We start from the raw sequence: 20,638 nt of genomic DNA, 5'->3' as shown, positions 1-20,638 counted from the left end.
CATGACCCAAGTCTTCAACATCCAGCCTCTCTCCCGCTCCCTCGCCAGCGCCCTTCAGCAGCGCATCGACACCCGCACCAAGCCGCTCGGCAGCCTCGGCAAGCTTGAAGCCATCGCCCTGCAGATCGGCCTGCTCCAGCAGAGCCTGCATCCGGAAATCCGTCAGCCGCGCATCGCCGTGTTTGCCGGTGACCACGGCGCGGCCAAAGCCGGTGTGGGCGCCTATCCGCAGGAAGTCACCGCCCAGATGGTGCTGAACTTCCTCGCCGGTGGCGCCGCCATCAATGTGCTGGCACGCCAGGCGGGGCTGGAAGTTTCGGTGATCGACTGCGGCGTGGCGAGCAAGGTGGCCGGAGCCAGTCGACCCGGCGTGGAGTACGTCATTGCCAAACAAGGGCTGGGCACCGCCAACTACCTTGAGCAAGCGGCGATGACGCCCGCCCAGCGCGATGCGGCAATCGCCAAGGGCGCCGAACTGGTACGCGGTTGGCATGCAGCGGGCAGCAATGCCATCGGCTTCGGCGAGATGGGCATCGGCAACACCTCCACCGCCAGCCTGCTGACCCACTTCGTCACCGGCGCGGATCTCGATGCAGTGATCGGCCGTGGCGCCGGGCTGGACGATGCGGGGTTGGCGCGCAAGCGCGGCCTGCTCGCTCAAGCAGCGGCCCGTGTGGGCGAGCGCAAGCTGAACGCACTGGAGGCTCTGGCCGAGTTCGGCGGTTTCGAAGTCGCCACTATGGTCGGTGCCTATCTGGCTGCGGCCGAGGCGCGCATGCTGATCGTGGTGGACGGCTTCATCGTCACCAGCGCACTACTGGTCGCCCATGCCATCAACCCGGCAGTACTGGATTACTGCGTATTCGCCCATGGCAGCGCCGAGCCGGGGCATGTCGCACAACTCGCCCACCTCGGCGCCGAGCCGCTACTGCAACTGGGGATGCGTCTGGGTGAGGGCACGGGCGCCGCCAGTGCCTTCCCGTTGATCCGCGCCGCCATCGCCTGCATGAACGAGATGGCCGGGTTTGAAGATGCGGGGGTCAGCGAAGCCCATTGATGCAGGGGCGACGCCACCAGGCGCTCCTGCGATACCACTCCCGACGCTCGAAACCATGACTGAACTCCGCCGCCTCCTGATCGCACTGGGCTATTTCACCCGCCTGCCCATCCCGGCCTGGGTGGGCTGGTCGTCCAGCGAACTGAACCGTGCCACGCGTTACTTCCCACTGGTGGGCCTGCTGGTGGGCCTGATCAGCGCGGCAGCGCTGTGGGCGGCGCAGCAGTTCTGGCCCGGCCCCGTCGCGGTGCTGTTGGCCATGCTGCTCGGCCTGCTGCTGACAGGTGCTTTCCATGAGGACGGTCTGGCCGATTCAGCCGACGGTTTCGGTGGCGGCTGGGAGACGGCCAAGGTGCTGTCGATCATGAAGGATTCGCGTATCGGCACTTACGGCGCCATCGCGCTGGTGAGTGCTCTACTGCTCAAGTACACCACGCTGACGACGCTGGGCGCCAGCGCCCTACTGGCCCTGCCACTTGTGCACGCGCTCTCGCGCATACCACCGCTGCTGATCATGGCCAGCATGACTTACGTGCGCGAAGACGACAGCACGCGCGCCAAGCCGGTTGCGGAAGGGCTTGGCCCGGTCGAATGGCTGGGCGGCAGCCTGCTTGGGCTGGCGCCCCTGGCCGCGGCCGTGGCCCTGGGCCTGCTCTCGCCCGTGCGCGGGCTGGCCCTACTGCTCGCCCTGACCTGCGCCGGGCTGATCTGCGCACGCTATTTCAAGGGCCGCATCGGCGGCTATACCGGCGATGCGCTGGGCGCTGCGCAGCAGGTCTGCGAACTGACGGGTTATCTGGTGCTGTGCGCTCACGGGGCCGGATAACAAGGAACAAACTTCCCTCCATGAATTCCGATCACGCCGCCCCCTCCTCCGCACCACTTTCGCAAGACGCCACCAGCATCTACCTGATCCGCCACCCCTCTGTCGCGGTGCCGCCGGGCGTTTGCTATGGCCAGAGCGATGTGGCGCTGGCCGAACCGGTCGACGCGCTGGCGGCCGGACTGCGCGCGCAGCTGCCCGCCGAATTCGCGCTCATTTCCAGCCCGCTGACGCGTTGCCGGCAGCTGGCCGAAGCACTGGGCCAGCCTATATTCGATGCACGTCTGATGGAAATCGATTTCGGCCGCTGGGAGCTACGGGCCTGGGATCAGATCGAGCTCAGCCTGATTGATGCCTGGGCTGCCGATCCGCTGCACTTTTGCGGGCATGGCGGCGAGAGCGTACTGCAGATGGCGGCGCGGGCACAGGCGGCACTGGCGGCAGCACTGAGTGGTGACACCCGTGCGCTGGTAATCGTTGCCCATGGCGGCCCGCTGCGAGCCATCGCCGGCCAGCTGCTGGGCCTTAAGGAAGAGGAATGGATGCAGCTCCGTTTTGCGTGCGGCGAGCTGCAGTTGATCACCAGGGGCTGATCAGCCTATCGAAGGAATACTCTCCGGCGGCTGACTGCGCGCAAACTGCTGCATCTGGAAGGCAAGTGCCGCATCCATGGTCGAGGAGTGATGCTGGAACCAGTCTCCCAATGATTCGGTGAGCTCACGCCCGGCGCCATGCTGACCACGCTTCAAGTCGCTCAGGGCGCTCTGCAGCAGGCTCACCACACCTTCGTGATCGCGCTGATGGTTTTCCGCCCCGACGATGCCGGACTCCCGCATCCAGAACTCTTCCTGCGCAAAGTGGGCCTCGCAGTGTGCCAGCAACTGCTGCAGGCTGCGGATCTCATCCTCGTCATCGGAAGCGGCAAGGATGTTCGTCAGCGTCAGGAACTCCTGATGGGCATCATCCATCGGGCCTGAAGCCAGGGCGTGCCGGGCCGGATTCCAGTCGAGCTTGCTCATGTGTCTCATCTCCATGTTTCTAGATTTCTGGCCACTTTGACAAGCAGCTTCTCTTGTTAGTGCCAGCGTAGCAGTTCGGAGCGCCCACGTCGCCTGCGATGCAACATGGCGCGCTCCGCTACAATCCGCCCATGCTCAACCCGCCCGCCACCACCTATCTGGCTGATGCCATCGATCCCGCGCAGCTGCGCCGGGCACTGGTGATCAAACTGCGCCATCACGGCGACGTGCTGCTCAGTTCGCCCGTGCTCTCCAGCCTCAAGGCCGCTGCGCCGGCCTGCGAAATAGATGCCCTGGTCTTCGCCGATACCCGTGCGATGCTCGAGGGCCACCCGGATCTCGCCCGCCTGCACAGCATTGGCCGCCACTGGAAGAAACTGGGCCCGCTGGCTCAGCTGCGTCATGAATGGACGCTGCTCAAGGCCCTGCGTGCCCGCCAATACGATCTGGTCATCCACCTCACCGATCATCCGCGCGGCGCCTGGCTCACCCGCCTGCTCGCACCACGCTGGGCAGTCGCCCCGCAACGCGCGGGCAAGGCCAAGTGGTGGAAAAACTCCTTCAGCCACCTGTACCGCACGGTCGGCGGCGGGCGCCGCCATACCGTCGACACCCATCTGGATGCGCTGCGCCGCCTTGGCATCCAGCCCGCCCCGGAGGCGCGCCGACTACAGATGGTGCCGGGCGCCGAAGCCGAAGCGAAGATCGCTGCGCTGCTGGCCGACCATGACCTCACGGCCGGCCGTTTCATCCAGCTGCACCCGGCCTCACGCTGGTTCTTCAAGTGCTGGCCGGCCAGCCTTAACGCTCAGCTGCTGCAGGCCCTGGCTGCACGCGGCGAGAAGATCGTGATCACTGCCGCACCCGATCCGCGCGAGCAGCAAATGGTGGAGGAAATCATTGCGGCAGCTAAGGTGCCGGTGGTGAATCTCGCCGGCCAGTTCAGTCTGCGCGAACTCGCTGCGCTGACGGCCCGCGCCAGATTGTTCATCGGTGTGGATTCCGCCCCGATGCACATCGCAGCCGCCGTCGGCACGCCTTGCGTGGCCCTCTTCGGGCCCTCCGGCGACAAGGAATGGGGGCCATGGATGGTGGCGAGCGAGATTGTCAGCAGCCAGCACAGCTGCCGCCCCTGCGGTCAGGATGGCTGTGGCGGCGGCAAGCTGTCAGAATGCCTGTATGCCATCGGCGTGCAGCAGGTGCTGGATGCCATCGACCGGGTTGCCCCCTGATGAAAGAAAGCCACGACGCTGCCGCTCCGCTGCACCTGGCCCTTGTACGCCAGGCCTACAACCCTTACGGCGGCGCCGAACGCTTCATTGAGCGCGCACTGAAGGCGCTCGGCGAAGACGCCGTACAGATCACCCTGATCACGCGCAACTGGGGCGGCGAGCACAAACCGGGTGTCAAGGTGAAGCTGCTCGGAGCCCCGCGCCTGGGCCGCCTGCTGCGCGACATCACTTTCACGCGCAGCGTGCGCTCGCTGATCAAGACCCAAGTCTTCGATCTGGTGCAGAGCCACGAGCGCATTCCTGGCTGCGACATCTTCCGCGCCGGTGACGGCGTACATGCCAGCTGGCTCGAGCAGCGTGCCCGCACGCTGGGCCCGCTGGGCCGCCTCGCCCAGAGCCTGTCGCCCTGGCATCGCTACATCCTGCGCATGGAAGACCGCATGTTCCGCGATGCCAAGCTGCGCGCGGTGATCTGCAACTCCGAGATGGTGCGGCAGGACATTGCCCACCGTTATCCCCAGCTCGCCAGCAAGCTCCACGTGATCCACAACGGTGTGGATCACGTTCATTTCCACCCGGGCCTGCGCGAACTGCATCGCGAGAAGGTCCGTGAACAGCTGGGAGTGCCCGAGTCCACCCGTGTGCTGCTCTTCGTCGGCTCCGGCTTCGAACGCAAGGGGGTGCCGCAGCTGATCGAGGCGCTGGCCCAGCCGGCGCTGGCGCAGGCCGAACTGTGGGTAATCGGCAAGGACAGGCATGCCCGCCGCCTCCAGAAGCGCGCCGAGCGCCTGGGCGTGGCCAGCCGGGTGCGCTTCCTTGGTCCGAAGAAGGACGTTGCTCCCTACCTCGGCGCAGCCGACGTGTTCGCCCTGCCCACGCTCTACGATCCGATGCCCAATGCGGCCATCGAGGCTCTTGCCAGCGGTCTGCCGGTTCTGACCTCGACCAGCTCCGGCGCAGCCGAACTGGTGCGTCTCGGCGAGAACGGCGAGCGCGTCGATGCCCTGGACATCCCCGGCATGGCCGCCGCCGCTCACCGCCTGCTCGAAGCCATGCACGATCCGCTGCGCTGCAGCACCTTCCGCAACGCCTCCAGAGCCAGTGTGGACACCCTCAGCAACGAAGCGATGGCCGCTCAATTGGTGGCGCTTTACCGGCAACTGCTCGGCGGAGCCAGCCAGCTATAATCCACCCTTACTTTCTTCGGCACCTGCACCCATCATGGCGCAATACAACACCCTGCTATCCGTACGCTCGCTGCATATCGTGCACACCGAGTCCTCCTGCGGCTGGGGCGGTCAGGAAATCCGCATCCTCGAAGAATCGCGCGGCATGATGGAGCGCGGCCACCGCGTGACCATCCTCTGCCCGGTGGAATCCACCCTCTACGCGCGTGCCCGCGACTGGGGCGTAAAAACCGTCTCACTGCCGATCCGCGAAAAGCGCTGGCCGGACTTCAAGGCCATGCGCGCCTGGATCGTCGCCAATCGTGGCGAGATCGACGTCATCAACACCCACAGCTCGACCGATTCCTGGCTCGTCGCGCTGGCCAACCTCTCGCTCGGCAAGAAATCCGTGCCAGTGCTGCGCACCCGCCACATTTCGGCGCCGGTGGCCAACACCTTCGCCAACCGCTGGCTCTACGGCAAGGCCGCCTCGCACATCATCACCACCGGCGAAGGCCTGCGCCATGAGCTGATCGACGGCCTGGGCCTGCCGGCCTACCGTGTGCAGTCCGTATTCACCGGCATCAACACCAAGCGCTTCGTGCCCGGCAACAAGGTCGAAGCGCGCGAAAAGCTGGGGCTGGACGTGAATGCCGTATGGATCGGCATCATCGCCACCCTGCGCTCCTGGAAGGGCCACAAGTTCCTGCTCAAGGCCGTCGCCGAACTCAACGATCCGCGCATCCGCCTGGTGATCGTGGGTGATGGCCCGCAGCGCGACAAGCTCAACCGCCTCACCGTGGAGCTGGGCCTCACCCGTGTGGTGCGCTTCGCCGGCCAGCAGCGCGACGTGGTGCCCTGGCTGCAGGCGCTGGATGTGTTCGCCCTGCCTTCCTTCGCCAACGAAGGCGTGTCTCAGGCCGTGATGCAGGCCATGTCGGTCGGCCTGCCGGTGATCACCACCCCGATCGGCAGCTCGGCCGACGTGGTCAAGGCCGGCCTCACCGGCGTGCTGGTGCCGCCCAAGGACAGCAAGGCCCTGGCCAGCGCAATCCGCAAGCTGCTCGACAATCCGCAGGACGCCGACAAGCTCGGTGCAGCTGCACGCGAGTTCGCCGTCGAAAACTGTGGTCTTGAGCGCATGATCACGCGCATGGAAGCAGCCTTCCAGCGCGTGGCCGGATGAGTCGGGCCCGCGCGCGGCTGAGCATTTTCGGCCGCCTCGCTCGTCAGCTTCTCAATCCCAGCGCCTGGCGGCGCCGCAAGCCCGAGGCGCCGCAAAGCATCCTCGTCCTGCACCATCTGCTGCTGGGCGACACCCTGATGCTCACGCCCTTGCTGGCCCGCATCGCCGCCCGCTACCCGCAGGCCAGGCGTAGTCTGAGCTGCCCGACCGCACTGGCGCCACTCTACGCCGGGCAGCCCTTCGGCTTCACCGCCCTGCCCTGGAACCCGCGCCAGGGCGACATTGCCAGCATATTGGCAGCGGCCCCTTTCGATCTGGTGGTCATCCCGACAGAGAATCGCTACAGCCCGCTGGCCCGTGCCCTGAGCCAATGGGTGCTCGGTTTTGCCGACGACACACCGCGCTGGAAGAACTGGCTGCTCGACGAAGCACGTCCCTTCCCGGACGCACCTGCTGCTTTCGGTGACTTTTGCGCCGATCTGGTCGAAGGGCCGGCGCAACACTATCAACCAACAGACTGGCCCTTGCCTGCGGCAGCGCCTTTCAGCACTCCCCCCACGCCCTATGTAGTGCTCCATCTGGGCGCTTCCTCCCCCCTCAAATACTGGCCAAGCGAACGCTGGGCCGCGCTGGCCGACTGGCTCGCGGCGCAAGGTAGCACCCCGGTATGGAGCGCCGGAGCCAGGGAAACCGCGCTGGTCACGGCAGCCGATCCCAAAGGACGGTTTGCCAGCTATGCCGGTCAGCTCGACCTCGCCCAGCTCGCCCAGCTGTTTTACGGCGCAAATCTGATCGTCTGCCCGGACACGGGTGTGGCACACCTGGCCCGCATCGTCGGCACCTCCACCGTGGCGCTGTTCGGTCCCGGTTCGAGCCTCATCAGCGGCGCCGGCAAGTACTGGGCGACCAGCCCCTTCACCGCAGTGTCGATCGAGATCGCCTGCCGCAACCAGACCAACACCTTCCGCCGCCATCGCGACTGGATCCAGCGCTGCTCACGCAGCTTCGGTGAGCAGCCCGCTCAGTGCGCAGAGGCGCGATGCATGCAGGGCATTACGCTGGAGCAGGTAAAAACCGCCTGCTCTGCCTATCTCGCGCGCTGAACGTCGTGCCATTAGGAAGTATCGCGGAAGCGCTCATCGGAGGGGTAGCCGAATTTGTGGGCGAAATCGTGCTCCGCTGGCCTGGCCAAAAACTCTGTCAGCGCTTCCGGCGCGATACCGAGCTGGAGAGCCCATGGGCTTTCTGGGCTGGATTGGGATTCTGGCTCGCCACGATGGGTAGCACCTGGCTGATCCACGCCCTGCTCTGGCGCTGAACCAAACAAAACGGCCGCATCAGCGGCCGTTTTTCATTCAAGCAGGGAAAGCTCAGAGCACCGCCAGTGCGGCTTCGTAATCCGGTTCCTGCTTGATTTCCGGCACCAGCTCGGCGTGCAGGACCTTGTTGTCGGCATCCAGCACCACCACAGCGCGGGCGGTGAGGCCGGCGAGCGGGCCGCTGGTGATATCCACGCCGTAAGCGCCCTTGAAGGCGGCATCGCGGAAGGTGGACAGGGTCTTCACGTTGGCAAGGCCTTCAACTTCGCAGAAGCGCTTGGCCGCGAATGGCAGGTCAGCAGAAATCACCAACACCACGGTGTTGGCCAGGCTGGAGGCCTTCTCGTTGAACTTGCGGGTGGAAGCCGCGCAGACACCGGTATCAAGGCTCGGCACGATGTTCAGCACCTTGCGCTGACCGACAAAGCTGGCCAGACCGTATTCAGCCAGATCCGCACCGACCAACTTGAATTCAGCGGCGCCATCGCCCTTCTTGGGGAAAGAACCAGCCACTTCGATCGGGTTGCCACCCAGGGTCACAGTCGTCATCTTGTTTGCTCTCGTCAAATGGGGAATCGCGCGGGTACGCGAAGCCTGAATCCTGAAGGATGATCAGGCACTTGCCAACCCCGCGCAGAACAGGGGAAAGCGTTCTGCAGGAACATGGCGTTTCTGCAGCCGGCACGGAGAAGGATCTTCAGGACAGATACTGCCAACCCGCGCAGGCGTCGCAGGGGCACGCCACGTTACGGATAGAAGACGTAGAGACGATATCCCGAAGCCGGTAACTGCCCCAGATTCAGGGTCAGGTTGGCGGTGACTTCGCTGTGCGACTCGAAGGCCGGCAGGCTGGCATAGGCCGGTGGCAGCCATTCGGCAGGCGCCAGCACACGGCGCGCGATGGCGATGTCGAAGCGATCCGTGATGGTGAGCTCGAGGTGTGGCCAAGCCTGGTTGAAGCCCGCCTTGTTGAGCACCGTAGCATTCAGGCGGAAGCTGGTTTCCTGGGTGCTGTCCGGCGTGAAACTGCTGGATTCGATGACGATCAGATCGTCGCCATCAGCCTTGATCACTTGCGGATAAGGCACGCTGCAGCCGGCCAGCGCGCAGGCCTTTTCGAGCAGCGGACGACTTTCCGGCACCCAACGCGTGAGTTCGCTGCGAAACAGCCAGGCGAACTGCAGGCTGCCCAGCAACAGCAGCAGGGCCAGCCCGCCGGCCCACACCCAATGGCGCTGGCCACGACGACGGTCTTCGACCTGGGCCGGCGGTGTCTTGAGCTGGCGCTGGCGTTCATCAAAAAGGGAAGCCGGGCCATGATCCGGTTCGCCATCCGGGATACCCGGGATGTCGATCGGCTCTTCAAGCATGACTGTCTGGCCAAAGACCATGTCGGCGGACGCATCGTAACGCCCGACCCCGAGTTCCTTGGCAATCTGCGAGACATAGGGCTCGCTGCGCACCTCAGCCACGGGCTCCGGTGGCGCCGCAGCGACATCAGCCTCGTCCAGACCGTCGATATCGAAGTCCAGCCCGCCCGCCATTTCGGCGCGGACCTCGGCCGGCGAAGGGCCGTCGAGCTGGATGTTCATGGTGAAATCGTCACCTACCGCGGGCGCCTCGATAGGCTCGGTCACCTGAGCTACAGGCGCGGCACTGACTGACGGGGTCCGGGGATGCGCCGTTTCAGCCGGAATGGTGATCGAATTGCTGCGCGTAGCCTCAGGCACCAGCGGCTTGGCACGGGAAACCGCGGTTTGCGCAACGGCCGGTGACGCGATGGTCGCAGTTGGCGCCGGGGCCACAGGCCGGGCAGCAGGCGCAGGCGTGACCGGGGCGGCCTGCACGACGACTGGCGCAGCTGGCGGCGTACCCGCAGGGGCGCCGGCGGGTGCTGACGGCGCCGGATCGTTTTCGTCGTCGAGTTCTTCCAGATGGGCCAGCGCCGAGAAAGGCTGCTGGCAGTGGCCACAACGCACCCGCCCGCCACGCACCGAGAGCTGTTCCGGACGAATCCGGAACTGGGTGCTGCAGTGCGGGCAGCGCGTTGTCAGCATGCGCGCTGGCCTTCCAGGCGAATCCAGCCTTCATGCTCGGCGCCCACCGTCAGCGCAATGTACGGAGCATAGGCGTCAATGACCTGCTGCGCCTGGGTGGCGAGCACGCCGGAGAGAGCCAGACGGCCACCGGTCTTCACGCGAGCGGCGATGCCGGGAGCCAGAACACAGAGCGGATTGGTGAGAATGTTGGCCACCACAAGATCGAATTCGCCAGCGATATGCTTGGCACTATTTTGCCACGTTGCATTCGTAACGCCATTCCGTTCGGCGTTGGCATGACTGGCTTCAACGGCATGCGGATCGATGTCGCAACCGGTCACCGTGCCTGCACCGAGCTTGGCCGCAGCAATCCCGAGGATGCCGGAACCACAGCCATAATCGAGCACGGTTGCGCCGGGCGTCACCACATCGCACAGCCACTGCAGACACAAGCGGGTGGTCGGGTGCGAGCCGGTGCCGAAAGCCATGCCCGGATCCATCTCGATGTTGATGGCATTCGCGTCAGGCGACTGGTGCCAGGACGGCACGATCCACAGCCGGTCGGTGATATGGATCGGGTCGAACTGAGCCTGAGTGAGCTGCACCCAGTTCTGCTCGGCCACATCCTCGACCGTGAAGGGTGGCACATCTTCGAGACCGGCTTCGTCGGCCGCTGCAGCCAGTGCCGCCGGCAGATCGACACCGGCATCGAACAGCGCGATCACCACGCTGTGATCCCAGAGTTTCTCGTTAACGCTGCCGGGCTCACCGAACTGCGGTGTTTCGCGCTCGGTACCGGCATCGGCATCCTCGATCGAGACGGACAACGCGCCCGCCTCCATCAGGGCTTCGGACAATGCCTCGGCCTGCTCTGCTGCAGCCTTGAGGGAGACGGAGTGCCACATCGATCAGGTATTCCCGGCGAGTTTCTTTTCCAGGTAGTGGATGCTGGTGCCGCCTTGCACGAAATGGGTATCCATCAGCATTTCCTGGTGCAGCGGGATGTTGGTCTTGATGCCTTCGACCGCCATCTCCGACAGCGCAATGCGCAGGCGGCGAATTGCCTGCTCGCGGGTGTCACCGTAAGCGATGACCTTGCCGATCATCGAATCGTAATGCGGCGGCACGGTGTAGCCGGTGAACACGTGCGAATCGACGCGGATGCCGGGGCCACCCGGCGTGTGCCAGGTGAGGATCTTGCCCGGCGAGGGCGTGAACTTGAACGGGTCTTCCGCGTTGATGCGGCATTCGATGGCATGACCACGCAGGTGCACTTCCTTCTGCGTGTTGCGCAGCTTCTCGCCCGCGGCAACGCGGATCTGCTCCTGCACGATATCAATGCCAGTGATCAGCTCGGTGACCGGGTGTTCCACCTGCACGCGGGTGTTCATCTCGATGAAGAAGAACTCGCCCTTTTCATACAGGAACTCGAAAGTGCCAGCACCACGGTAGTTGATACGCTTGCAGGCGGCCACACAGGCCTCGCCCACCTTGGCGATCAGCTTGCGGTCGATGCCCGGAGCCGGCGCCTCTTCGATCACCTTCTGGTGACGGCGCTGCATGGAACAATCGCGCTCGCCCAGATAGATCGCGTTGCCATGCTGGTCGGCAAGCACCTGGATCTCGATATGGCGCGGGTTCTCGAGGAACTTCTCCATGTACACGGTCGGGTTGCCAAAGGCAGCACCGGCTTCCGAACGCGTCATGGCCACGGAAGAAATCAGCGCGCCTTCGGTATGCACCACGCGCATGCCGCGACCACCACCACCACCAGCAGCCTTGATGATCACCGGGTAACCGATGGCCCGGGCGATCTTGACGATTTCCTTGGGATCATCCGGCAGGGCACCACCCGAACCCGGCACGCAAGGCACGCCAGCTTCGATCATGGACTGCTTGGCAGAAACCTTGTCGCCCATCAGGCGGATGGTTTCCGGCCGCGGGCCGATGAATACGAAGCCAGAGGACTCGACGCGCTCGGCAAAGTCGGCATTCTCGGAGAGGAAACCGTAACCAGGGTGAATCGCCTCGGCATCAGTCACTTCAGCGGCGGCAATGATGCGCGGCACGTTGAGGTAGGACTGGGCGGAAGAGGCCGGGCCGATACACACCGACTCATCGGCCAGCTTCACATACTTGGCCTCGGCATCCGCCTCGGAGTGCACCGCCACGGTGCGGATGCCCATCTCGCGGCAGGCGCGCAGCACGCGCAGCGCAATCTCGCCGCGGTTTGCAATCAGGATCTTGTCGAACATGGTTTTTCTGAGGACTGAATACCGGGGACGGAGAACTGAGTGATGTTGGCGGTCAGCAACGCTAACCGGGATTCAACTCAGTCCCCAGACCTCAGATCCCTGCCCTCTTCCTCCTATTAGCCAATGATGAACAGCGGCTGACCGAATTCGACCGGCTGGCCGTTTTCAACCAGGATGGCCTTGATGACGCCGGCCGCATCGGCCTCGATTTCGTTCATCAGTTTCATGGCTTCAATCAGGCACACGGTCTCGCCCTGGGCCACGTTCTGGCCAACTTCGGCGAAAGGCTTGGCGCCCGGCGAGGAGGAGCGGTAGAAGGTGCCTACCATCGGCGACTTCACGACATGGCCTTCAGGCTGAGCAGCCGCGGCCGGGGCGGCAGCCACCGGAGCGGCAACCGGGGCAGCAGGCGCAGCGGCCGGCATCTGGGTCATGTAACTCATCGGAGCGCTGTTCGCCACATGCTTGGCGATGCGTACCTTTTCCTCGCCCTCGGTCACTTCCAGTTCGGCAATGCCGGACTCTTCCACGAGGTCGATGAGTTTCTTGAGTTTCCTGAGGTCCATGTCTCACTCCAATGGTAAAGATGGCGCAGCAGCAAGGCAGCGCCAGTTGAATCGGGATTCAGCGTGCCAGCAGCTTGTTCAACGCGTAGTCGAGGGCGTACTGGTAACCTTCTGCACCGAGGCCACAGATCACCCCCACAGCAATCGCCGAGAGGTAGGTGTGGTGGCGGAAGGGCTCACGAGCGTGGATGTTCGAAAGATGAACCTCCACGAAGGGAATCGAAACGGCAGCCAGCGCATCGCGCAAAGCCACGCTGGTATGGCCGAAGCCACCCGGGTTGATGATGATGAAGTCCACACCCTCGGTGTAGGCCGCCTGGATGCGATCGATCAGCTCGCCTTCGTGATTGCTCTGGAAGGATTCGAGCAGCGCACCGGAGGCGCGAGCGCGATCTTCCATGGCGCGATGGATGTCAGCCAGGGTAGTACTGCCGTAGACGGCCGGTTCCCGCACACCGAGCATGTTCAGGTTCGGGCCTTGCAGAACCAGAATGCGCGCGGCGTGGGACGAAACGTCAGCCTGTTGGGCCTCGGCAGACTTCTTCGTCTTCTTGGTCGAGCTGTTCTTCATGGCCGCGAGTTTGCCGCACTTCGCTGCACGTTGTCCATCTTTCACTTCAAGTTACGCCCATTCGCTTCCGCATGCGGGGCTACCAGGCGGGCCACTTCGCCTGCCCTGAAAGCCCCCAGTTTCACGGCTTGCAGGCGTCCGCCGGCATCCACCAGCAGCGAAAAAGGCAGGCCGCCAGCAGGGTTACCCAAAGCTGTCAGAATTTCACGTACGCCGCCGTTAGCCACCAGAACCGGATAGGAAACCTGCGTTTCGTGCAAAAAGGCCGCAGCGCTGGCCGGATTCTCCCAGGCCAGGCCCAGCACCTGCACACCGTGACGGGCTTTATCCTGCGCGAAGGCTTCCAGTTGTGGCATTTCCTCGCGGCAAGGCCCACACCAGCTGGCCCAGAAGTTGATCAGCAGCGGCTGTCCGCGCCAGCGGGCCAGCGGCTGGGGCTGTCCGGCCACATCCGGCCACTCACGCGCCAGGAGTTTCTGCAAAGCAGCATCAGCCTGCTCCGGCCCAGCCTGAGTCATCCGCTCACGCAGCAGCCCCCCCAGCAGCGCACTCAACAGAATCGCAGCGAACAGTCCCGCCACGCGCGCCAGCTTCATTTTTGCAGCCCGAGCAGAGCCTCGAATGCGTCCAGGCGTAATTTTTCCTGAATGGCACCGGCATGGTTGCGACGCGGCGTGCGCTCGGCGACGTGATTGTGCACATAGAGCTTGACCGGAACCTCATCGCACTCGAAGACCAGAATCGCCTCCGGCGCGTCGTGGCCAGTGCTGCGCACTTCCTGATGCTCATAGGGCACATCGCGGCCAAGCAGATAGATTTCCACGTCCTTGGCGCTATCGGCATAGACCTCGACCTCGACTTCGGAGAAGGCATCCACCATGCCGTCGATGACCGCCCCCGTCACATACGGGCGAAACGGTGTCAGCAGACGCAGCACCACCAGCGCCGCGGCGCGCATCTGCTGCAGGCGCTCGGCATCATCTTCATCACTGAAGATGGTGCGCCATTCGCGCAGCGCTCCTTCGATCTCGGCATTGCTCGGCAGATCCCGCTCCGGTACGCCCAGCTGGCGTGCAGCCTTGCGTTTGGCGAAGGCGTAATCCTCGATGCCTTCTTCAGCAATCAGGCGCGCGGCCTGGTGGGCGATGCTGCGGCGCAGATCGCCAACGACGGTATCCGGGGTATTCGAGCGGGCAGGCATGCGGGCGGCTCGCGAGAGGTAGAATCGAGGCCATTGTACACAGGCAGGCTCCAGCTCCATGCATATCCACATCCTCGGCATCTGCGGCACCTTCATGGGCGGCATCGCCCTGCTGGCCCGTGCCGCCGGCCATACCGTGACCGGCTGCGACGCCAACGTCTACCCGCCGATGAGCACCCAGCTCGCCGAGCAGGGCATCGCCCTCGTGGAAGGCTATTCGCCGGACCAGCTGGCCATGGCACCAGACCTCTTCGTGGTCGGCAATGCCGTCTCGCGCGGCAATCCGCTGCTTGAAGCCATCCTTGATCGCGGCCTGCCCTACACCTCCGGGCCACAATGGCTGGCGGACAACATTCTGCAGGGCAAGTGGGTGCTCGCTGTGGCCGGCACCCACGGCAAAACCACCACCGCTTCGCTGCTGGCCTGGATCCTCGAAGATGCGGGCCTCAACCCCGGCTTCCTGATCGGTGGCGTGGCCAGTAACTTCGGCATCTCGGCACGCCTGACCGACACGCCCTTCTTCGTGGTCGAGGCCGACGAGTACGACACCGCTTTCTGCGACAAGCGCAGCAAGTTCGTGCACTACCGCCCACGCACGGTGATCCTGAACAACCTCGAATTCGACCACGCCGACATCTTTGCGGACTTGGCCGCCATCGAGACCCAGTTCCATCACCTCGTGCGAACCATCCCGCAACACGGCCGCATCCTCGCCAACGGCAACGAAGATTCGCTGCGCCGGGTACTCGCACGCGGCTGCTGGAGTGAGCTGGAGTATTTCGGTGGCGACGGGATCTGGCAGGTACATGAAGATGACGGCCGCGACCAGGTCGCATTCAGCCTCAGCGGCCGCGAAGCCGCCCAGTGCATCCTGCCGCTGGCCGGCCAGCACAACCGTTTGAATGCGCTCGCCGCGATGGCCGCCGCCCGCCATGTGGGCGTCACACCTGCCACAGCAGCCGACGCGCTGTCGCGCTTTGCCGGCGTGAAGCGACGCCTGGAAGCGCGCGGCAATGCTCGCGGGGTCACCGTGTATGACGACTTCGCCCACCACCCTACGGCAATTGCCACCACGCTTGCCGGACTGCGCAAGCGTGTGGGCAAGCGGCGCATCCTGGCAGTGCTGGAGCCGCGCTCCAACACCATGAAGCTCGGCACCATGAAAGCCCAATTGCCGGTCAGCCTCACCGAGGCCGACAAGGTGTATTGCTTTGCCAAGAACCTCGGCTGGGATGCCGCCGAGGCCCTGACCCCGCTCGGCGACAAGGCACAGAGCTTCGATGAGCTCGCCGCGCTGGTCGCCGCAGTCGCTCAGGAAGCCAGGCACGGCGACCAGATCCTGGTGATGAGTAACGGCGGCTTCGGTGGCGTGCATGAGAAGCTGCTTGATGCACTCAAGGCAGGCGCCTGAAATGCAGCGTCGCACTCTGCTCCACAGCCTGCTGAGCCTGCCGGCCCTGCTAATACTGGGCGCCTGCGAACAGGGCCCGAGCTTCAATACCACCGACGTCACCGGCGCCAGCTACGGCCCGGCGCTGCGCCTGAAGGATCAGCATGGTCAGGCGCGCACCCTCGCCGATTTTCGCGGCAAGGTGGTGGCCATTTTCTTTGGCTACACCAACTGTCCGGACGTGTGCCCGACCAGCCTGATGATGCTCAAGGAAGCCCTGCAACTGATGAGCCCGGCCGAGGCCGAACGCGTTCAGGTGCTCTTCGTGAGCGTGGATCCGGCCCGCGACACACCCGAGCGCTTGGCGATGTACATGAACGCCTTCGACCCACGCTTCCTCGCGTTGACCGGCTCGGAGGCCGAGATCGCCGCCGTGGCCAAAGAGTTCAAGGTGTATTACGAGAAGAAGGGCGATATCGCCAGCGGCCGCTACACCATCGACCACAGCGCCGGCTGCTACCTCTTCGGGCCGGACGGCCGGGCCCGCCTCTTCGCCCGCCACGGTGAAACTGCAGCGCGCGTGGCTGCCGATCTCAAGCTGCTGCTGACGCAAACATGAAAAAGCCCGGCTCGTGGCCGGGCTGAAGCCCCGCGGACAGGCCGCAAGCCTTACTTGGTACGCAGGATACTCAGCACCGTCTCGAGTTCATCACGATCGGTGATGTACTTCGAGTACAGCTTCACTGCGAAACCCTCGATGCCGGACATCGACATACGGGATTTGTCGGTGATCACCGCCCCTTCCTTCTTCGCCTTGGCCAGCGATTGCAGCTCGCTGTCAGCCCACAGCGTCTTCATCTGGGCCGAGGAGCTCGCAGCGGCGCTCGACAAGGCCTGCTGCTGGGCAACACTCAGCCCCTGCCAGGTCTTGCGCGACACCACCAGCACCTCGGGCACCGCTGAGTGTTCGTCGAAACTGTAGTGCTTGGCCAGCTTGTAATGGCCGCTGGAGACATAGGACGGCACATTGTTCTCCGCCGCGTCGATCTCGCCCTTCTGGAAAGCCTCGCCCACCTTGTCATACGGCAGCACCACCGGCGTGCCGCCCAACTGCAGGATCAGATCCTTGTAGACCGGTGAATCCTGTACCCGCACGCGCAAGCCGTTGAAATCAGCAAGGCTGCGGATCGGTTGCTTGGTCGAATAGAAGGAGCGCGTGCCGCTGTCGTAATAGGTCAACACCACGGCGCCCACCTTCTCCGCCTCACTCTGGATGCGCTTGCCGAACTCACCCTCCAGCACGCGCCACATGTGCTCGCGGGAGCGGAACAGATAGGGCAGGCTGACCAGCTTCACCGCCGGCATGTCCTTCGCCAGCATCGCCAGATTGACGCGCGCGATGTCCAGCGTACCGGCTTTGACCTTGTCCCAGGCCTGCGCCTCATTGCCTGCCTGGCCACTGTGCTTGACCTGGACCTGCAACTCCCCCTTGGTCAGCTCGGCCAGCTTGTTGTGCAGCACTTCCTCCGACTGCACGATGACATGCCCCGGCGGATGGATTTCAGCCAGAACCAGATCCTTGGCCGCAACCTGCGCCATCCCCAGACCGGCCAGCAGGCCACATGTCCAGAGCCCTGCAATGCTTCTACGTACCACGTTGCCACTCCCTTGCCGCACACCCCGTCAGGCCCCTCCCGACGATCCCATGTGCACAAAGTGAGCAATCGTGAATTAGTTCACACTTTCGGGCATCAGTGCTTTCCCCTACAAGCCACAAAGAATATCGCCCCCGATCGACACTCAAAGCAAACCGGGCAAGTACGGCAAACACCAAACCAGCAGCAAACCGACAGCAATCGTCGCCAGCACACTGCGCGTCTTCCACGCCACCAGCGCCGCCGCCAGCGCCGCCCACAAGCGGGGATTGGCCGGATCGCTCAGCAACACGCCCTTGCTCACGAAAATCTCGGGCGCAATCAGGGCCGCCAGCACTGCCGGCGGCACGTAGCCCAGCATCAGACGAAAGCGCGGTCCGGGATGAAAACGCCGGCCCCCCAGCAGAAAGGCGGCGCGCGTGGCGAAGGTCAGCAACCCGCCCGCCAGCATGCACAGCCACAACAGCAGATTCTCACTCATGGGATTTGCCTCGCTGCAGTGCCTGCGCCAGCATCCCGGCGAGCATCCCGGCCAGCGCCGCCAGCAGGATCCACAACTTGTAGGGCACGCCCTGAGCCAGCAAGGCCACTGCGCCAGCCACCGCAGCCGCCACACACTCGCTACGCCGGCGCAGCGAAGGCACCAGCAAAGCAATAAAGGTCAGTGCAATCGAGAAGTCCAGCGCCCAGCCGGCCGGAATCGTCGCCCCCAGCAATACCCCTCCCAGGGTGGACAACTGCCAGCCTGCCCACAACGTGAAACCGGTGCCGAACAGAAACCAGTGGCGCACTGCGCTGCGCGGCCCGCTCGTCAAACGCCCTACCGCTGCCATATAGGCCTCGTCAGTCAGCAGATAGGCCAGCAGAAGCTTCCAGCGCAGTGGCAGCTCGGCCAGCAACTGGGCCACGCTGGCGCTGTAAAGCGCATGCCGCAGATTGACCACACCCACCGTGCCGACGATCACCGGGGCCGGCACACCCGCCCCCCACAACTGCGCAAACACCACCTGAGAAGAACCACCGAACACGATCGACGACATCAGCACCACAGCCCAGCCCGGCAAACCGGCCTGCAAGCCCAGCACCCCATACACCAGGCCGAAAGGGAGCACCCCCAGAAGCAGCGGCAACTCAGCCCGCGCCCCCGCCCAACACTCGCCGCGCCAGCTGGCGCCGACAAGATGATCCCAATTCCCCACACCAATCTCCCTGAATTCAAGCGTCGTGCACGCGCACCTTGGCAAGCACACCGGATCATCATTAGAATCCAAGCTGAACGTGGGGGGGTAGCTCAGTTGGGAGAGCGCGTCGTTCGCAATGACGAGGTCGTGAGTTCGATCCTCATCCTCTCCACCACAAACATCCGAAAAAACAAGGCACTGGCTCGCAAGAGTGAGTGCCTTGTTTGCTTTGCACCGGATCATTCCTGCCGGCACTCCGACGCCCTCGAGACTGAACTCCGCAGCCGCTTCAGCAGCTAAAAACAGCTTGCCGCCTTCCGGCCGGGCATCGCGACTGAGGCGGGCGACTTCAAGCTCGGCGCTCACACTGACGAATGGAACGGCAGGCCTGTCGCGATCAGCATGGGCAAGCCAGGCTACGGGGGCTTGCACGGCCAGAGCAGATCATTCACTGACGAGCGCTTCGCCGCCGTACCAGACTCGGCTTTGCAACAGCCCAGCGGGATGACAAGCGCCTGAACAGTACGAGCCAGCTGAACACCAGGGGGCTAGACTGAATCAGCACACCGCCACCGGAGTCTTCGCCATGAGCCCCCACCACCGCCTGGAGCACGATTCTTTCGGCGCCATCGCCGTTCCCGCCGAAGCCTTGTGGGCGGCCCAGACCCAGCGCTCGCTGGAGCATTTCCGCATTTCCACCGAGCGCCTGCCGCTGGCGTTGGTGCACGCGCTGCTGCGCGTCAAACGAGCGTGTGCCCAGGTCAACGGCGAGCTGGGCCTGCTCGACGCGGCGCTGGCTGAGGCGATCGCGCGCGCGGCGGATGAGCTGCTGGCCGGCGCCCATGCAGACGCTTTCCCGCTCTCGGTGTGGCAGACCGGCTCGGGCACCCAGAGCAACATGAACGTCAATGAGGTGCTGGCCAATCGCGCTTCTGAACTACTTGGCGCCGGACGGGGGGAGGCGCGCTGCGTGCATCCGAACGATCACGTCAATCTCGGCCAGTCCTCCAACGACATCTTTCCCACCGCGATGCATGTGGCCGCGGCCGTCGAACTGACCCAGCGGCTGCTACCGGCGCTGGTGACCCTGCGCACGACCCTGGCAGCGAAGGCTCTGGCGTTTGCCGACATTGTAAAGATCGGCCGCACTCATCTGCAAGACGCCACGCCACTCACCCTGGGGCAGGAAATGTCTGGTTGGGTAGCGCAACTGGAGCACGCCGAGCGTGCCATCCGGATGAGCCTGGAGGCCGTGTTCGAGCTGGCAGTGGGCGGCACAGCGGTCGGCACCGGCTTGAACACCCACCCGCGCTTCGGTGCCGAAGTGGCGGCACGCCTCGCCGCGGAGTCCGGCTTACCGTTCTGCTGCGCGGCCAACCGCTTCGCGGCGCTGGCGGCTCATGATGCGCTGGTCAGTGCGCATGGCGCACTCAAGACCCTCGCCGTGGCGCTGATGAAAATCGCCAACGATGTGCGCTGGCTGGCCTCCGGCCCGCGCTGTGGGCTGGGCGAGCTACGCCTGCCGGAGAACGAGCCCGGCAGTTCGATCATGCCGGGCAAGGTCAATCCCACCCAGTGCGAGGCGCTGACCATGGTCTGCTGTCAGGTGCTGGGCAATGACGTAGCTCTGAGTATCGGCGGAGCCTCGGGCAACTTCGAACTGAATGTGTTCAAGCCGCTGATCGCGCACAACTTCCTGCAGAGCGTGCGTCTGCTTGGTGACGCGATGGCGAGTTTCGACACGCATTGCGCGCAGGGCATCGAGCCGGACCGGGCACGCATTGCCGAGCTGCTCGGCCACTCGCTGATGCTGGTGACGGCCCTCAGTCCGCATATCGGCTACGACCGCGCCGCCGCAATCGCCAAACACGCTCATGCCAATGCGTTATCACTGCGGGATGCGGCGCAGGCCCTCGGCTACGTGAGCGCGGCGCAGTTCGATGCCTGGGTGCGGCCCGAGAAAATGCTCTGAGACGCT

The 20,638-nt window shown here is 64.4% G+C and carries 23 protein-coding genes and 1 tRNA gene; 12 read left to right on the top strand and 12 right to left on the bottom strand.

Annotated elements, in window-relative coordinates; all coding sequences use genetic code 11:
* The first annotated feature begins 1 nt into the window (after position 1).
* Genes cobT through C0V76_RS03185 form a run of 3 tightly spaced genes read left to right on the top strand, consistent with a single transcriptional unit; the run spans position 2 to position 2,473 of the window.
* Positions 2–1,057 (top strand): nicotinate-nucleotide--dimethylbenzimidazole phosphoribosyltransferase, encoded by a 1,056-nt coding sequence (cobT, locus tag C0V76_RS03195; protein WP_254048178.1) that lies wholly within the window; start codon positions 2–4, stop codon positions 1,055–1,057.
* 55 nt (positions 1,058–1,112) lie between these two features.
* Complete coding sequence (locus tag C0V76_RS03190) at positions 1,113–1,883, top strand: adenosylcobinamide-GDP ribazoletransferase (RefSeq protein WP_101940886.1); 771 nt, start codon at positions 1,113–1,115, stop codon at positions 1,881–1,883.
* Positions 1,884–1,903: 20 nt separating this feature from the next.
* A complete protein-coding gene (locus C0V76_RS03185) occupies positions 1,904–2,473 on the top strand; it encodes a histidine phosphatase family protein (protein ID WP_101940885.1) in 570 nt (189 codons plus the stop codon).
* On the opposite strand, the gene C0V76_RS03180 is transcribed toward C0V76_RS03185, so the two are convergent.
* The gene (locus tag C0V76_RS03180; protein ID WP_101940884.1) at positions 2,474–2,899 is read right to left on the bottom strand and encodes a hemerythrin domain-containing protein; all 426 of its coding nucleotides are present in this window, start codon (positions 2,897–2,899) and stop codon (positions 2,474–2,476) included. It abuts the gene before it with no gap.
* A 131-nt stretch (positions 2,900–3,030) separates the two neighbouring features.
* On the opposite strand from C0V76_RS03180, the gene rfaQ reads away from it, so the two are divergent.
* From rfaQ to C0V76_RS19840, 5 genes are all read left to right on the top strand, one after another.
* On the top strand, positions 3,031–4,131 hold the full coding sequence (gene rfaQ, locus C0V76_RS03175; protein WP_101941040.1) for a putative lipopolysaccharide heptosyltransferase III: 1,101 nt from the start codon (positions 3,031–3,033) through the stop codon (positions 4,129–4,131).
* A complete protein-coding gene (locus C0V76_RS03170) occupies positions 4,131–5,318 on the top strand; it encodes a glycosyltransferase family 4 protein (protein ID WP_101940883.1) in 1,188 nt (395 codons plus the stop codon). The genes rfaQ and C0V76_RS03170 overlap by 1 nt, the downstream gene beginning before the upstream one ends.
* A gap of 34 nt (positions 5,319–5,352) precedes the next feature.
* Complete coding sequence (locus C0V76_RS03165) at positions 5,353–6,483, top strand: glycosyltransferase family 4 protein (RefSeq protein ID WP_101940882.1); 1,131 nt, start codon at positions 5,353–5,355, stop codon at positions 6,481–6,483.
* Positions 6,480–7,586, top strand: a complete 1,107-nt coding sequence (locus tag C0V76_RS03160) for a glycosyltransferase family 9 protein (RefSeq protein WP_101940881.1) — start codon at positions 6,480–6,482, stop codon at positions 7,584–7,586. Before C0V76_RS03165 ends, C0V76_RS03160 begins: the two co-directional genes overlap by 4 nt.
* Before the next feature lie 68 nt (positions 7,587–7,654).
* Entirely contained in the window at positions 7,655–7,801 is a 147-nt protein-coding gene (locus C0V76_RS19840; RefSeq protein ID WP_158239127.1) for a hypothetical protein, read from the top strand.
* 52 nt (positions 7,802–7,853) lie between these two features.
* Here C0V76_RS19840 and tpx read toward each other — a convergent pair whose 3' ends face one another.
* From tpx to C0V76_RS03120, 8 genes are all read right to left on the bottom strand, one after another.
* Complete coding sequence (tpx, locus tag C0V76_RS03155; RefSeq protein ID WP_101940880.1) at positions 7,854–8,351, bottom strand: thiol peroxidase; 498 nt, start codon at positions 8,349–8,351, stop codon at positions 7,854–7,856.
* A 197-nt stretch (positions 8,352–8,548) separates the two neighbouring features.
* Positions 8,549–9,859, bottom strand: a complete 1,311-nt coding sequence (locus C0V76_RS03150; protein WP_101941039.1) for a DUF3426 domain-containing protein — start codon at positions 9,857–9,859, stop codon at positions 8,549–8,551.
* Positions 9,853–10,746, bottom strand: a complete 894-nt coding sequence (gene prmA, locus C0V76_RS03145; protein WP_101940879.1) for a 50S ribosomal protein L11 methyltransferase — start codon at positions 10,744–10,746, stop codon at positions 9,853–9,855. Before prmA ends, C0V76_RS03150 begins: the two co-directional genes overlap by 7 nt.
* Before the next feature lie 3 nt (positions 10,747–10,749).
* Complete coding sequence (gene accC / locus C0V76_RS03140; RefSeq protein ID WP_101940878.1) at positions 10,750–12,096, bottom strand: acetyl-CoA carboxylase biotin carboxylase subunit; 1,347 nt, start codon at positions 12,094–12,096, stop codon at positions 10,750–10,752.
* Between the two features lie 116 nt (positions 12,097–12,212).
* A complete protein-coding gene (gene accB / locus C0V76_RS03135) occupies positions 12,213–12,662 on the bottom strand; it encodes an acetyl-CoA carboxylase biotin carboxyl carrier protein (protein WP_101940877.1) in 450 nt (149 codons plus the stop codon).
* Between the two features lie 58 nt (positions 12,663–12,720).
* The gene (gene aroQ, locus C0V76_RS03130) at positions 12,721–13,233 is read right to left on the bottom strand and encodes a type II 3-dehydroquinate dehydratase (RefSeq protein WP_101940876.1); all 513 of its coding nucleotides are present in this window, start codon (positions 13,231–13,233) and stop codon (positions 12,721–12,723) included.
* A 41-nt stretch (positions 13,234–13,274) separates the two neighbouring features.
* Positions 13,275–13,829, bottom strand: coding sequence for a TlpA disulfide reductase family protein (locus tag C0V76_RS03125; RefSeq protein ID WP_216821634.1), 555 nt, complete (start codon positions 13,827–13,829; stop codon positions 13,275–13,277).
* Positions 13,826–14,434: a hypothetical protein gene (locus tag C0V76_RS03120; RefSeq protein ID WP_101941037.1), complete on the bottom strand. Its 609-nt coding sequence runs from the start codon at positions 14,432–14,434 to the stop codon at positions 13,826–13,828. Before C0V76_RS03120 ends, C0V76_RS03125 begins: the two co-directional genes overlap by 4 nt.
* A 58-nt stretch (positions 14,435–14,492) precedes the next feature.
* On the opposite strand from C0V76_RS03120, the gene mpl reads away from it, so the two are divergent.
* Together mpl and C0V76_RS03110 are read left to right on the top strand one after the other, a co-directional pair.
* On the top strand, positions 14,493–15,845 hold the full coding sequence (gene mpl / locus C0V76_RS03115; protein WP_101940875.1) for a UDP-N-acetylmuramate:L-alanyl-gamma-D-glutamyl-meso-diaminopimelate ligase: 1,353 nt from the start codon (positions 14,493–14,495) through the stop codon (positions 15,843–15,845).
* A gap of 1 nt (position 15,846) precedes the next feature.
* Entirely contained in the window at positions 15,847–16,443 is a 597-nt protein-coding gene (locus C0V76_RS03110; RefSeq protein WP_101940874.1) for an SCO family protein, read from the top strand.
* Between the two features lie 50 nt (positions 16,444–16,493).
* Here C0V76_RS03110 and dctP read toward each other — a convergent pair whose 3' ends face one another.
* The 3 genes from dctP to C0V76_RS03095 all read right to left on the bottom strand — a co-directional run bounded on the left by dctP (position 16,494) and on the right by C0V76_RS03095 (position 18,678).
* Positions 16,494–17,480: a TRAP transporter substrate-binding protein DctP gene (gene dctP / locus C0V76_RS03105; protein ID WP_254048177.1), complete on the bottom strand. Its 987-nt coding sequence runs from the start codon at positions 17,478–17,480 to the stop codon at positions 16,494–16,496.
* A gap of 144 nt (positions 17,481–17,624) precedes the next feature.
* The gene (locus C0V76_RS03100) at positions 17,625–17,960 is read right to left on the bottom strand and encodes an AzlD domain-containing protein (protein ID WP_101940872.1); all 336 of its coding nucleotides are present in this window, start codon (positions 17,958–17,960) and stop codon (positions 17,625–17,627) included.
* Positions 17,953–18,678, bottom strand: coding sequence for an AzlC family ABC transporter permease (locus C0V76_RS03095; RefSeq protein ID WP_101940871.1), 726 nt, complete (start codon positions 18,676–18,678; stop codon positions 17,953–17,955). The genes C0V76_RS03100 and C0V76_RS03095 overlap by 8 nt, the downstream gene beginning before the upstream one ends.
* A gap of 81 nt (positions 18,679–18,759) precedes the next feature.
* Here C0V76_RS03095 and C0V76_RS03090 point away from each other — a divergent pair.
* Positions 18,760–18,835 (top strand) — tRNA-Ala (locus C0V76_RS03090).
* A 411-nt stretch (positions 18,836–19,246) separates the two neighbouring features.
* A complete protein-coding gene (gene fumC / locus C0V76_RS03085; RefSeq protein ID WP_101940870.1) occupies positions 19,247–20,632 on the top strand; it encodes a class II fumarate hydratase in 1,386 nt (461 codons plus the stop codon).
* Positions 20,633–20,638 lie beyond the last annotated feature (6 nt).

Source organism: Uliginosibacterium sp. TH139 (assembly GCF_002855595.1).
Classification (GTDB): Bacteria; Pseudomonadota; Gammaproteobacteria; order Burkholderiales; family Rhodocyclaceae; genus Uliginosibacterium; species Uliginosibacterium aquaticum.
Note: the sequence above shows the minus strand (reverse complement) of the source record. Positions and strands in the feature narration are given on the sequence as shown.

Bases quoted from the DNA above. Each gene is read 5' to 3' on its own strand.
- cobT (WP_254048178.1), top strand. From the start codon at position 2: ATGACCCAAGTCTTCAACATCCAGCCTCTCTCCCGCTCCCTCGCCAGC.
- C0V76_RS03150 (WP_101941039.1), bottom strand. From the start codon at position 9,859: ATGCTGACAACGCGCTGCCCGCACTGCAGCACCCAGTTCCGGATTCGT.
- C0V76_RS03185 (WP_101940885.1), top strand. From the start codon at position 1,904: ATGAATTCCGATCACGCCGCCCCCTCCTCCGCACCACTTTCGCAAGAC.
- accB (WP_101940877.1), bottom strand. From the start codon at position 12,662: ATGGACCTCAGGAAACTCAAGAAACTCATCGACCTCGTGGAAGAGTCC.
- prmA (WP_101940879.1), bottom strand. From the start codon at position 10,746: ATGTGGCACTCCGTCTCCCTCAAGGCTGCAGCAGAGCAGGCCGAGGCA.
- C0V76_RS03180 (WP_101940884.1), bottom strand. From the start codon at position 2,899: ATGAGCAAGCTCGACTGGAATCCGGCCCGGCACGCCCTGGCTTCAGGC.
- C0V76_RS03160 (WP_101940881.1), top strand. From the start codon at position 6,480: ATGAGTCGGGCCCGCGCGCGGCTGAGCATTTTCGGCCGCCTCGCTCGT.
- tpx (WP_101940880.1), bottom strand. From the start codon at position 8,351: ATGACGACTGTGACCCTGGGTGGCAACCCGATCGAAGTGGCTGGTTCT.
- C0V76_RS03100 (WP_101940872.1), bottom strand. From the start codon at position 17,960: ATGAGTGAGAATCTGCTGTTGTGGCTGTGCATGCTGGCGGGCGGGTTG.
- aroQ (WP_101940876.1), bottom strand. From the start codon at position 13,233: ATGAAGAACAGCTCGACCAAGAAGACGAAGAAGTCTGCCGAGGCCCAA.
- mpl (WP_101940875.1), top strand. From the start codon at position 14,493: ATGCATATCCACATCCTCGGCATCTGCGGCACCTTCATGGGCGGCATC.
- C0V76_RS03170 (WP_101940883.1), top strand. From the start codon at position 4,131: ATGAAAGAAAGCCACGACGCTGCCGCTCCGCTGCACCTGGCCCTTGTA.
- C0V76_RS03110 (WP_101940874.1), top strand. From the start codon at position 15,847: ATGCAGCGTCGCACTCTGCTCCACAGCCTGCTGAGCCTGCCGGCCCTG.
- fumC (WP_101940870.1), top strand. From the start codon at position 19,247: ATGAGCCCCCACCACCGCCTGGAGCACGATTCTTTCGGCGCCATCGCC.
- C0V76_RS03165 (WP_101940882.1), top strand. From the start codon at position 5,353: ATGGCGCAATACAACACCCTGCTATCCGTACGCTCGCTGCATATCGTG.
- C0V76_RS03125 (WP_216821634.1), bottom strand. From the start codon at position 13,829: ATGAAGCTGGCGCGCGTGGCGGGACTGTTCGCTGCGATTCTGTTGAGT.
- C0V76_RS03190 (WP_101940886.1), top strand. From the start codon at position 1,113: ATGACTGAACTCCGCCGCCTCCTGATCGCACTGGGCTATTTCACCCGC.
- accC (WP_101940878.1), bottom strand. From the start codon at position 12,096: ATGTTCGACAAGATCCTGATTGCAAACCGCGGCGAGATTGCGCTGCGC.
- rfaQ (WP_101941040.1), top strand. From the start codon at position 3,031: ATGCTCAACCCGCCCGCCACCACCTATCTGGCTGATGCCATCGATCCC.
- C0V76_RS03120 (WP_101941037.1), bottom strand. From the start codon at position 14,434: ATGCCTGCCCGCTCGAATACCCCGGATACCGTCGTTGGCGATCTGCGC.